This window comes from Macrococcus sp. DPC7161, assembly GCF_004117835.1.
In the GTDB taxonomy this organism is placed as follows: domain Bacteria; phylum Bacillota; class Bacilli; order Staphylococcales; family Staphylococcaceae; genus SDSC01.
Genome location: NZ_SDSC01000001.1, coordinates 510096 through 522939 on the forward strand (window position 1 = coordinate 510096; position 12844 = coordinate 522939).

At 30.5% G+C, this 12844-nt stretch carries 13 protein-coding genes; 5 read left to right on the forward strand and 8 right to left on the reverse strand.

Features of this window, described 5'->3' with window-relative positions; genetic code table 11:
• The first annotated feature begins 3 nt into the window (after nucleotides 1–3).
• From ER639_RS02515 to lysA, 3 genes are read left to right on the forward strand one after another with little or no spacing between them, the layout of a single operon-like run.
• On the forward strand, nucleotides 4–1155 hold the full coding sequence (locus ER639_RS02515) for a M20 metallopeptidase family protein (RefSeq protein WP_129064177.1): 1152 nt from the start codon (nucleotides 4–6) through the stop codon (nucleotides 1153–1155).
• Complete coding sequence (locus ER639_RS02520; RefSeq protein ID WP_129064178.1) at nucleotides 1145–2215, forward strand: alanine racemase; 1071 nt, start codon at nucleotides 1145–1147, stop codon at nucleotides 2213–2215. The genes ER639_RS02515 and ER639_RS02520 overlap by 11 nt, the downstream gene beginning before the upstream one ends.
• Nucleotides 2212–3483: a diaminopimelate decarboxylase gene (gene lysA / locus ER639_RS02525; RefSeq protein ID WP_129064179.1), complete on the forward strand. Its 1272-nt coding sequence runs from the start codon at nucleotides 2212–2214 to the stop codon at nucleotides 3481–3483. Before ER639_RS02520 ends, lysA begins: the two co-directional genes overlap by 4 nt.
• Nucleotides 3484–3613: 130 nt before the next feature.
• Here the strand turns inward: lysA and cspA are convergent, their stop codons facing one another.
• On the reverse strand, nucleotides 3614–3814 hold the full coding sequence (cspA, locus tag ER639_RS02530) for a cold shock protein CspA (protein WP_016912585.1): 201 nt from the start codon (nucleotides 3812–3814) through the stop codon (nucleotides 3614–3616).
• 201 nt (nucleotides 3815–4015) lie between these two features.
• Complete coding sequence (locus ER639_RS02535) at nucleotides 4016–4306, reverse strand: DUF1033 family protein (RefSeq protein ID WP_129064180.1); 291 nt, start codon at nucleotides 4304–4306, stop codon at nucleotides 4016–4018.
• A 189-nt stretch (nucleotides 4307–4495) separates the two neighbouring features.
• Between ER639_RS02535 and ER639_RS02540 the strand changes: the two genes are divergently transcribed.
• Together ER639_RS02540 and ER639_RS02545 are read left to right on the forward strand one after the other, a co-directional pair.
• Nucleotides 4496–5146: a 5-bromo-4-chloroindolyl phosphate hydrolysis family protein gene (locus ER639_RS02540; RefSeq protein ID WP_164993334.1), complete on the forward strand. Its 651-nt coding sequence runs from the start codon at nucleotides 4496–4498 to the stop codon at nucleotides 5144–5146.
• A gap of 1 nt (nucleotide 5147) precedes the next feature.
• Nucleotides 5148–6284 carry a toxic anion resistance protein gene (locus ER639_RS02545; RefSeq protein WP_240663976.1) on the forward strand — a complete coding sequence of 379 codons (1137 nt, stop codon included), beginning with the start codon at nucleotides 5148–5150 and terminating at the stop codon, nucleotides 6282–6284.
• 29 nt (nucleotides 6285–6313) lie between these two features.
• Here ER639_RS02545 and brnQ read toward each other — a convergent pair whose 3' ends face one another.
• The 6 genes from brnQ to odhB form a co-directional block, all read right to left on the reverse strand.
• Nucleotides 6314–7645, reverse strand: coding sequence for a branched-chain amino acid transport system II carrier protein (gene brnQ / locus ER639_RS02550; protein ID WP_129064183.1), 1332 nt, complete (start codon nucleotides 7643–7645; stop codon nucleotides 6314–6316).
• Nucleotides 7646–7754: 109 nt separating this feature from the next.
• The gene (locus tag ER639_RS02555) at nucleotides 7755–9599 is read right to left on the reverse strand and encodes a vWA domain-containing protein (protein WP_129064184.1); all 1845 of its coding nucleotides are present in this window, start codon (nucleotides 9597–9599) and stop codon (nucleotides 7755–7757) included.
• Entirely contained in the window at nucleotides 9599–10381 is a 783-nt protein-coding gene (locus ER639_RS02560; protein ID WP_129064185.1) for an ATP-binding protein, read from the reverse strand. The genes ER639_RS02555 and ER639_RS02560 overlap by 1 nt, the downstream gene beginning before the upstream one ends.
• A 71-nt stretch (nucleotides 10382–10452) precedes the next feature.
• A complete protein-coding gene (locus tag ER639_RS02565) occupies nucleotides 10453–10656 on the reverse strand; it encodes a DUF6501 family protein (protein ID WP_129064186.1) in 204 nt (67 codons plus the stop codon).
• Nucleotides 10657–10680: 24 nt separating this feature from the next.
• Entirely contained in the window at nucleotides 10681–11532 is an 852-nt protein-coding gene (locus ER639_RS02570; protein ID WP_129064187.1) for a VOC family protein, read from the reverse strand.
• A 74-nt stretch (nucleotides 11533–11606) separates the two neighbouring features.
• The gene (gene odhB / locus ER639_RS02575; RefSeq protein WP_129064188.1) at nucleotides 11607–12842 is read right to left on the reverse strand and encodes a 2-oxoglutarate dehydrogenase complex dihydrolipoyllysine-residue succinyltransferase; all 1236 of its coding nucleotides are present in this window, start codon (nucleotides 12840–12842) and stop codon (nucleotides 11607–11609) included.
• Nucleotides 12843–12844 lie beyond the last annotated feature (2 nt).

Below are 12844 nucleotides of genomic sequence, written 5' to 3' on the forward strand. Positions count from 1 at the left end.
TTTATGGTTTCATTATCATTTTTACAAAATACAAGAAGACAAATACATCAATACCCAGAGCTCGGTTTAAATGAACATAAAACGACAGCTTTTATTATAGAACATATTAAGAAATTATCTTTAACTTATTTCACACCGCTTGAAACAGGAGTCATTGCTTTACTAGAAGGTTCAAGTGATCAAACAATTGCCTTTAGAGCAGATATAGATGCATTGCCCATTGAAGAAATGAATTCAATTGATTATCGTTCAACTGTTAAAAATGTGATGCATGCATGTGGCCATGATGGGCATACAACTAATTTAATTGCCTTAATGTATGCATTAGTCGCATATAAAGAAAAATATGGTCTAAAACACAATATCATGTTTATCTTTCAACCCTCTGAAGAAGCTAATGCGGGTGCAAAATTGTTGATGGATGCTTTTGATTTTAATTCGTTTCACATTAAAGCAATCTTCGGAATGCATTTAATGCCGGATGCACCGACTGGTGAAGTCCTTTACAAAAATGATGAAATCACAGCAAGTGCTACAGAGTATCGATTTTTTATTAACGGCAAAAGTGCACACGTTGCAAATAAACATACAGGACATGCTGCAAGTGAAGCACTTTTACTTACGTTACAACAAGTAGCTACTATACAACAATTTCATTTACCTGGATTAAATAAAAATATCGTACACATTGGACAATTCAATGCTGGAGAAGCGATTAATACAGTTCCGAGTAATGGCTACTTAGAAGGTACAATACGTACGTATTCACCGCAAGATTTAAACATTATAAAAAACCAAATGATGAATATTGCAAAATCAGTAGAATTGACGACACAATGTAATGTTCGTGTTGAATTTGCTGAAGGCTATCCTGCAACATATAATAATGCCTCTTTAAAAGAAAAAATTGATCAAGCATGTAAAAATGTCAATTTAACACCCGTTATTTTATATCAACCTTATTTGTTTGGTGAGGACTTTGCATTTTATCGTGATATTGCACCAAGCTATTTTGTATTTGTGGGTTGCCGTAATGAAGCACTTGGTCATACGTCAGGTCTTCATACAAATACTTTCAATTTTGATGAAGCAGTGCTATTTAATAGTTTGAATTTATTTATTGAAATTGTAAGGAGTTATGATAATGAGTGCTAAATTAACCATCCATAAAGACAAATTTATTGAAAATGTACATCATGTTAAGAAAGATTATCCGGTAATGGCTGTAGTAAAAAATAATGCATATAATACAGGATTATCATTTGCCATCAATGCATTTCTAAAAGCAGACATTACCCATTTTGCAACAACTAGCCTTGAAGAAGCGATAGAGATTCGTAAACTTTCTACAAATGCAGTGATATTTTTAATGAATCCTTCAACAGAGTTCGATTTATTAAGAGCATTTCAAATTCAAATGACACTCCCCTCTTATGCTTTTTACGAAAAGTATCAACATGAACTTCATGATATTAAAGTGCATTTAGAATACGAAAATTTATTGAGTCGCTCTGGCTTTAAAAATAAAGACGAGTTTCATCAATTCATTACAAAATATGAGCAAGACTACAAGACAAATAAAATGAAAGTTGTCGGTGCATGGACACACTTTGGCTATGCAGATGAATTTGGTGTTCCAGAATATGAGATAGAACGTCATGAGTGGTTAGAAATTTTAGCATTTTTGAAGACTCATTTTACATTTGAGATGATTCATGCCCAAAATAGTGCAAGTTTTGTAAGAGAAGAAGGATTACTTGAAGGTCATACTCATTTAAGATTAGGCATTATATTATATGGAGCAAGACCATATGAGGGTTTACCAGAATCATTAACACAACAAACCATCGAAGTAACAAGTCATGTACTACAAATACGTACTTTAAATCCGAATCAATCAGCAGGGTACTCCTTTGCGTATACTTCTTCTACACATGAAAGGTTAGCAGTCGTTGCAATTGGGTACGGTGATGGTGTATTGCGCACACGTGCTCAATATGATTGTATGATTAATGGGAAAAGATACCCTATTAAAGCACTCATGATGAGTCATATGTTTGTGTTGGTAGATGATGCAGTTAAAGCAAACGATATCGTAACATTATATAGTAATGAAATACGTATTGATGAATTTACATTTAAAGGTGTTGGCGCAAATTCCGAACAACTTTCAGCATTGAATCAATACAGTTTGATCCGGGAGGTCATAGAATGAATTTAATAAGAAAAAATGGTGAACTTACTTTGCACGGTCAAAGTATGGTTACTTTAAAAAACAAATACAAAACACCTTTAATTGTTTATGATGAAGCCATGATCAGAAATCAATGTAGAAGATTTCATCAAAGTCTAAAACAATCAGGATTAATATATAATATTTCTTATGCTTCTAAAGCATTTACCAGTATCCAGTTATTTAAATTGATGCAAGAAGAACAAATGGGATTAGATGTGGTCAGTATTGGAGAATTATATACCGCAATACAATCAGGATTTGATCCAAATCATATTCACTTTCATGGTAATAATAAAACGATCGAAGAAATCGAATATGCCATTGAATCTGGTGTTGAATACTTTGTTATCGATTCGCTTCATGAAATTGAAAATATACAACGCATTGCACAGCAAAAAAATAAAACCATTAATGCTGTTTTAAGAGTGAATCCAGGTGTAGAAGCACATACACATGAATTCATTCAAACAGGACAAGAAGATAGTAAGTTTGGACTGAGTATAAAAAATGGACAAGCAATTGAAGCGGTGCATCAAATTCAACAATCGAATCACCTAAATTGGTATGGCGTACATTTTCATATTGGTTCACAAATATTTGATTCTACAGGAACGATTGAAACCATCTACATCGTGTTTGATTGGTTACAAAAAAATAATATTCAAATACAAGTATTAAATATCGGTGGTGGCTTTAGTATCCGATATACGGATGAAGATGTTGCTTATCCAATTGAGGATGGGATTCAAAAGATAACAGAAGCGATTAAAGATGCGGCACAACAACATCATTACCCTATTCCAGAAATTGCATTAGAGCCAGGTCGATCAATTGTCGGTGAAGCTGGTATGACATTATACGATGTCGGAACTATTAAATCTATTCCAAATGTGAATAATTATGTATCAATTGATGGTGGTATGAGTGATCATATAAGAACAGCACTTTACCAAGCAAAATATGAAATTGAATTAGTTGAAAGAGATGATGCAAAAGATATGAAATGTACTGTAGCAGGTAAATTGTGTGAATCTGGAGACATCATACAAAGAAATATTATGCTACCTAGTACAATTAAATCAGGAGATACATTATTAGTAAAATCCACGGGTGCATATCATTATTCAATGAGTTCGAACTATAATCAAATGTTAAAACCGGCTGTTGTATTTGTAAATCAAGATACCGACCGATTAGTCATTAAAAGACAAACATTATCGCACTTAATTGCTAATGACGTTTTATAAAGAAAGAATTATAAGAGTGAAACCACTAAAGATGTATGATTTAAGTATACAACTGAATATAAAAAGTAAAACACCCTAGTATTTACTAGGGTGTTTTACTAACGTGCATATATAATTTCTTGCATTAAAATTATAATTTTACAACGTTTGCAGCTTGAGGACCACGATCGCCTTCAACTACTTCGAATTCTACAGCTTGACCTTCTTCTAAAGATTTGTAACCTTCTTGGTTGATTGCTGAGAAATGTACGAATACGTCGTTTTCTCCTTCGATTTCGATAAATCCAAATCCTTTTTCTGCGTTAAACCATTTTACTGTACCTTGTTTCATTTTGAAACCTCCAAGACTAAAAAAATTCAATACTTATAACTTGCAACATACTTTAAATATTTATGCAAACAATAACTATTGCTATTAATAATTATAAGATAACGCTTTCTAAATATCAATACAATAATTAATTATTCTTAATTTTTACAAAATTTACATTACATTAATAATTAATGATTTTGTATCTTAATTTATCATACTTTATATCATCAATTTTCCGTCTTCTAAAATCAAAACACTATGAAATATTTGCACGTCATCATCACATGACTCACAAAATTCTATCTCACAATTATTATAAAAAACATGTACATTCCCTTTACCAATCAATTTATGTTTAAAATGTAGTTCATAATCATTGATGAGTTGATTAAACTTCTCTTGAGCAAGTATAAATTGGTCAAAAGTGTCACTCGTTTTAATTTTTGAACGGTAATCATCAAATAAATACCAACCTTCATAATCCGCTCTCATTGTTATGACTTCGTACATAGTTCCACCCCACTCCCTTTATTATGCTAACTAATATCTAAATTTTCAAGTAATATACTTTGCAATGCAATTTATTAGGATTTTACTAATGAAATGCCTATAATAATGACAATAGCACAAGAAAAATCAAAACATTTTACATATGAACATATAAAATAAACATATGTTAATGATAAAGGAATGAATAAAATGAAATATCATGTAACACATATTATTGGTGCAATGGTTGCAATACCTATTGCTTTTATTACCGGTTTTGTATCAATGAGTTTTTTTAATCTGGATACTTGGATTGATTTCGCATTAATTTCAACTGGTTTTATTGGTACGTTTATTCCAATTCAGCAAAATGCAAAACAAAAATATTTAAATGAAATTGGACTCAACTTTCAAGAATATAAATATGTAAGAAAATCAATGAAAGAAGCACAACCTAAAGTAAAACAATTATTAACACAATATAAAAATATTCGTTCAATTCAAGAATTCAAGACTGTTAATGACATTAATAAATTGGTCCGTACAATATATAAGACTGTACAAAAGGAGCCAAGACGCTTTTTTAAAGTTGATAGTTTTTTCTTTTCCCATTTAGATAATACGATCAATTTAATGCAACAATATTTATTTTTGTCACGCATGCCACATAAATCTGAAGAAGATATTAAAGCGCTAAACATGGCTAAACTAACGTTAGAAGAATTGAAAAGAACATTACAGGCAGATTTAAGACAATTAAATCGACAAGATTTTCAAAATATGCAAGTTGAAGTTGAAGTATATAAAAAGCAAAGTCAAAATCATTTATTAAATGAAAAGAAAATTGTAGAGGATGAATGAGATGAAAACAGATTTATTGAATGATGTTAGTGTAAATCCATTACAAGAAGAAAAAATGGTGAATATAGAGGATTCAACACAATTAATGAAACAAAACAAATCGTTATCTATTGAAGAACGTCAACAAGTCGAACATATTAAAAGTCAAATAAAAACATTAGATAACGAAAATTTATTGTACTATGGTGCAAATGCACAAATGAAACTTTCAACATTTTCGCATAATGTTTTAAATCAAGTTCAAAAGCAAGAAATCAATGATATTGGTAAACAACTCGATCATTTAATGAAAAAATTGAACGAAATCGATCCTGACGCCTTTGAAAATCAAAATAAAAATGGCATTAAAAAAATATTTAATCGATTTTCAAAATCAGTGAATGAATTATTTTCGAGGTTTCAATCTGTTGCTAGCCAAGTTGATCGTATTTCGGTAGAGTTAGAACAATCAAAAAATGTATTAATGCATGATGTAAAACAATTAGATCATTTATATGAAGAAAACAAACATTATTTTGATGCATTACAATTATTAATTATTGCCGCAGAAGAAAAACGTGAAGAAATTGAAAAAACATTACTACCTCAATTAGAAAACGAAGCAAATCAAAGCAATAACCAAATGAAAATACAAGATGTTTCAGACTTAAAAGACTATATCAATCGTTTAGATAAACGTATTTATGATTTGAAATTATCACGTCAAATTACATTACAATCTGCCCCACAAATACGTATGATTCAGCAAGTCAATCAATCTTTAGCAGAAAAGATTCAAAGTTCAATCTTAACATCTATTCCACTTTGGAAAAATCAAATGGCGATTGCAATGAGCTTATTGCATCAACAAAAAGCTTTAAAAGCACAAACTGCAGTGACAGATACAACCAACCAATTATTATTAAAAAATGCTGAAATGTTGAAAACTAATACAATTAAAACGGCACATGAAACAGAACGTGGTATTGTTGAAATTGAAACGCTGAAAAAGACACAAAGTGATATTGTAGAAACGATTCAAACTACATTAAAAATTCAAGAGGATGGTAAAGTAAAACGTAGACAAGCTGAACAAGAATTAGCAGTAATGGAACAAGATTTAAAACAGCAATTGTTAAATATAAAAAATAAAGGTTGAATGTTCACAAATTGAACATTCAACCTTTTTTAGATGTATTTAATTTTTTCTTGTTTATTTCCTAATATAAAGCCAATTATATAACCAATTATCGCAAACATTAACCATTCCATCGATTGCTCTTTTAAAGGTAAATGGTTCATAAATGGTAAGCTAACGAGTCCTTGACTATTGATTACTGATAAAATTGCAACAATCACAACGATGCCAATAGATACTTGTTGTGCAAGTGGCGGTGTTGGAATAAACTTTGCAAGTAACATGACCAATACTAAAGTCATTGCAATTGGATATAAAATTAATAATACTGGGATACTCATTTTAATCACTGAAGCTAAACCTTGATTTGCAAGAATAAAACTAAAGATTGTAAATACAATAGCATATACTTTATACGAAATTTTAGGGAAAATTTCATTAAAGTATTCACTTACAGCAACTACTAATCCTGTTGATGTTGTTAAACATGCTAAACTTACAATAATCCCAATTAATAACTTACCGAAAGATCCAAATGTAGCGTTTGCAACATGTGTTAAAATATATGTACCTAAATCAAGATTATGTTTTTTAATATTAGCAAGCTCATCACCGTTTACTTGATAATGATTACCTATCCAGCCTAATGTTAAATAAATAAATCCTAATGCTGTCGCTGCTATAATACCAGCAAGTACAGTTTGTTTAAATAAACCTGTTTCTTTTGTAATACCTTTAGCTTTAATAGCATTAATCACAATAACTGAGAAAGCAATTGCAGCAATGGCATCCATTGTTAAATAACCTTCAGTAAAACCATTAAAGAAACCATTTACGTTTGAATGATAAACCGTTTCATCTTCTGGGTTGATAGGTGATCCTAACAATATTTGAATACCACGAATCACTAACGCAACAATTGAAATTATTAAAACGGGTGTTAAAATCGCACCGACTCTATCCACCATTTTTGAAGGGTTAATTGCTAACCACAAAGTAATTAAGAAATAAATTAATGTGAAAATAAACAATGACGTTTTACTTGGTTCACTTAAGAATGGTACTAAAGCCATTTCATAGCTTGTAGCACCCGTTCTAGGAATCGCAAATAAAGGTCCAATCGTTAAATAAATTGCAATTAAAAAGACCATACCAAATATCGGATGAATTTTATTTAATGCTGCTTTATATCCACCTTCATCTAATGATCCAACAATAATTCCTAAAAGCGGTAGTCCTACACCAGTGATAATAAATCCAATGATTGCAAACCAAAAATAATGTCCACTTACAAAACCTAATTTAGGAGGGAAAATTAAATTACCAGCACCAAAGAAGATGGCAAACAACATAAACCCTATAACCCATGTACTTTTTTTCATATACAACCTCCTACAAAAAATTAATATAGGACATATAATATCACTTTAAAGTTTTAAAGTAAATGATATTTTTCAGAAAATTTACAAAAGTTATAAGTAAATGTTTTTGCTAGTATTGTTTCATCGTTTGTAATAACAATTTTTGTAATAATGGCTTAATAATACTTGGTAAAAGCTGTGCACCCTCAACAAATATACAATAATCATTATAGATATTCTTTATAGTCAATTTTGTTGATTCATCAATTTTATTTTGACTAATAAAAATATTAATGACAAAAATATTTGCTTTTCTTAATAATAGAACTGCATCATGCGTATCAATGATACCATTTTGTTCATAATTATGCGCACTTGGTTCCCCATCGGAAAAAATAATTAAAAACTTCTGTTTTTGAGGTCTCAATTTCAACATTTCCCCTGCTACTCTTATGGCAAGACCATCTCGGTTGTCTTCACCATTTTGGTATGCGGCAATATTATTACTGATGTTCGCATTTAAACTGTTTTCATACGGGATGATATGTTCAAATATATTAGGTTGATGATAATCATCTGCACCAAAACCATCTTCAGAAAAAGCAATCATTTCATGGTAAATGTGAAGTTGCTTTAACGTTTCATGAAATAATATCATTCCTTTTTTAGTTTCTTCTATCTTATCTTCCATAGAATAACTTGCATCAACTAATAACATAAAGGTAGCATCTAATTGATATGATTTTTGATCATCTTTATAAAAGATGCGTTTTGAATCATCTGTAAAATATTTTACTAATTGTCGACTTAATTTGCCTTTTGCTAACTGATTGCGTCTACTGTTTTCTTTATGTTCAACACTTTTATTAATAACATTAATCAATTGTCTGATTTCAGTATTCACTTCATTTTTTAAAGTTTGGTAAGCTTGCTGTTGGTCATTCGTAGCATTTGTTTTTTTCCAAATGATTTCTGTATATTGATTTTCTTCTCCAACATAGTCAGATATGTCATTTCCTAAAGCATCTAATTGATTTTTTTGTGATTTTCCTTTACCTAAAGTGAGTTCAGTAATATCATCACTAGCCTCGCCTTGACGGTCATTTTCTCTCGCTTGATTTGAATTTTGTCCATCTTGAACTTCTGTTTCTAAATATGGACTATTTGTTTTAGCTTGAGATTGCTTTGATTTAACTTGTTCAGATTGTTCCATAACAGCAACATCTAATTGATTTTTTGTTTCATTATTTTTCTTAACAATTTTATATTCATCATAAATGATTTTAGGAATATAATAATACTCATTTAACATATCTTGTTTTAAATATGGATCAATGATATCCATTAATAATATTGCTAAATTAAGACTATCATCACTGCTTGTTAAGTCATATATCTTTGGTAAATGTTGTTGTAACAAACTTTCTAAATGCGACTCAAAAGGTGTTTGTAAACTTAGAAAATTATCATTTAATATCGCTTGTTCAATATATAAAAAGGTTAAATCTGTTGGTACTGTTTTCGTTAAATAAAACTTAATTTGAGATGCATTATCTGCGATTTTTACTGATGTACGGACATCAATGAACTTTTTAGTAATTGGTCTTGCCTTTAAGATTAAATTCTTTACTCTAAACTCTTCAATTAATTGAAATAGTTGAATGAAAAATTTTGGATGTTGATATGTTTCTTTACTTTCATACAATTCATCAATTGTAGATAAATTTAAATATTGAAAACCAAGTGCACCTAAAATACAGTCAGCCTTCAATAATTTTTTAACATCAACATTGCTTCGATGCTTCCATTTGAATGATACATTCACAATATTTTCAACAGGATCATAGTAAGAGAATTTTTTAAAATTTACTTTTACATGTTCATCTTCGCATAATAATTCTGCCAAATCCGTTAACGTCATTAATAAAGAAGGATCAATTTTTTCATCGTTAAATAATATAAATTTATCGCTCATTAAAAATTCAATTCCATTGCATTTATAATCGCATTTTGCTCACGTTCATCATCTAGTTTATCGATGATGGCACGTTGAATTGCACGTTCAACAGGCATAATCGTAGTTAAGTCACATAAGTCTAATAATGCACGAATTGAGCTTGCTTCTTCTGCTATTTGACCTTGCATTGCCATAGTCACTAAATCTTGATTGAATTTAACGATTTGATTGATCAAATTTATATCTTGAAGTAATGATTGTTCCATTATTACTTCTTTTAATGTTTCACCAGAAATATAATGCATATCTAAAACAACAAAACGGTTTTTTAATGCTTCATTCATTGGCAGTGTACCTACATAACCAACATTGATGGCAGCTATAACTGTGAAATCTGGATGTGCAGTAATCACTTCTCCAGTAAAAGGATTTGTTAATGTTCTACGATAGTCCAAAACACCATTTAATATCGGTAATGTTTCGGGTTTCGCCATATTGATTTCATCAATATATAATAAATTACCATTTTTCATCGCTTCAACGACAGGGCCATCAACGAAAGTAATAACGTTGTTACCATCTATATTTTCAATCGTTTTAAATCCTAATAAACTCTCTGCATCTAAGTCTACAGAACAGTTGACACTATTCATTTTTTGGCCAACTTGATGGCTGATGGTTTCAGCCAATTTTGTTTTTCCAGATCCGGTTGGCCCTTTTAGTAGTACATTCTTTTTCATTTTAATCATCTCAACTGCATCCGAAAGAATGGTTGTATCTTCATTTTGATAAAATTTCATAAAAACGCTCCTTTAATTACATTCCTAATAATGATGAAACTCCGAACATTATTGTCCGGAGTTATAAAATATTAAACTTCTACAAAATAAGTTTTATAATAACCACCTATTTTTCCACTGTTATCTCTAATTTGATAGTATTCTTCCGTTTCATTAACGACATCATACATTTTACCTACAGTTAACATATCGCTTACTTTATATTTTTTTGCATCGACATTTGTCACTTTTACTTGTTTAATTGCTTCTTTATTTAACCATTCTTCATGTAACATATAATTCTCCTCCATGTTTGTTTCTTAAATTGAGATTCCTGGTTCAATCGTTGAAAATTCAAGAATAATACCACTAATATCTTTAAAGTGTAATGTTCTCGCATATCCTCTATCAACGATACCACTATGTTGAATTTGAACTTCTGATAATTGTTTTTGAATTTTCTCTAATTCAGCTAAATTTAGTATTGAAAAAGTAATATGATGTATTGAATCAGAACCTGGTTTTGCAGATTGTTTATTTTGTTGTAATACATGAACTTCAGCACCGTTGCCACCATTTTGAATAGAATATACGATAACTGGTTCATTTGATGATGCATGTTCATATTCTTGTATGTGACTAAGTCCTAATACTTGTGTTAATAAACTTCCTGTAATCAATGTATGCTCTATATTTAATAGAACTGGACCGATACCGAGAATTTGATGAATGCCTTCAATTGGCGAATCAGAAACAGGCATTTTTAAAGGAATTCCTGAGTTATTTTCATCTGAAATCAAGTAGACTAATCGATTTTCATGGTCATAGAACGGTAAAGCATGGTGTCCATTGATTTTTATTACATTATCATATTGTACTGAAAATTCATCAAATCGTAATTTAAATTCATATAATGAACGATCTGTTGGTACTCTTAAGCAATATGCAAAGATTTCATTGGTACCTGGTGTTTTTTTAGGTACATTATAAACTTTAAATGAAACGATCGAGCCTGATTGGCCTATGTCATCACCAAAAATTATTTGAGGTATACCTTGTTCATCTTTTATTTCAGTTAAAAATTTCATACCTAAAATATCACGATAAAAATGAATACAAGCAGTTTTGTCTTTTGTAATTGCTGTAATTTGATGTAAACCAAGTAAATCCATAAATATCCTCCCAATAAAAAAGTACCGATATCACTATTATAGCGATATCAGTACTTGTTTTAAAGTATATAATATTAACTTTCTAACAATAAATCTTCAGGGTTTTCAATTAATTCTTTAATTGTTTTTAAGAATCCAACAGCCTCTTTACCGTCAATAATGCGGTGATCATAGCTTAATGCAATGTACATCATTGGACGATTTTCCATACGCTCTTTGTCAATTGCGATTGGACGTGTAACAATTGAATGCATACCTAATATTGCTGCTTGAGTACCATTGATAATTGGTGTAGACATTAATGAACCAAATACGCCACCATTTGTAATTGTAAATGATCCACCCATCATGTCGTCTAAACCTAATTTTTTATCACGAGCTTTTACTGCTAAATCAAAAATTGATGCTTCAATTTCAGCAAAGTTCTTTTTGTCACAGTCTCTTACTACAGGTACAACTAAACCTTCTTCTGTAGAAACAGCAACACCAATATCATAGAATTGTTTTAAAATTAAGTCGTCTCCATCAATTTCAGCATTAACTGCAGGATATTTTTTAAGCGCTGCTACTACAGCTTTTGTAAAGAATGACATAAATCCTAAGCGAGTTCCATTGTGATCTTCTTGGAATTTATCTTTTTTACGTTTACGTAAATCCATTACTTTACTCATATCAACTTCATTAAATGTAGTTAACATTGCTGTATTTTGAGATACTTCTAACAATTTATTTGCGATCGTTTTTCTTCTGCGACTCATTTTTTCACGAATCACTGGTTTAGAAGGATTTTCATTTACGACTTTTTCAATTACTGGTTGTGGCGCATTTTGTTTTTGAACAGGTTGATTTGCTGCATTGTCTACATCGAAGCTACGGATTAAACCTCTAGGATCACGTGGATTGATTGTTTTTAAATCAATACCTTTCTCACGTGCAAGTTTACGTGCTGATGGAGTTGCAACGATGCGAAAATCAGAAGCTTTTTCTTGTTCTTCTTTACTTTCTACTTTAACCTCTTCTTTTTTAGGTGCTTCTTGAGATTGTTTTGGTGCTTCAGATTTCACTGGAGCTTCCCCATTTTCGCTTACAACAGCAATGACTGCACCAACTTCAACAGTATCTCCTTCAGCCGCTTTTAATTCTACAACTGTTCCAGTTGCTTCTGAAATAACTTCAACGTTAACTTTATCTGTTTCTAACTCAACAATGTTTTCACCTTTTTCAACAGTGTCTCCCACTTGTTTAAACCATGTTGAAATAGTACCTTCTGTAATTGATTCTGCTAATTCTGGAACTCTGATTTCTGCCAACT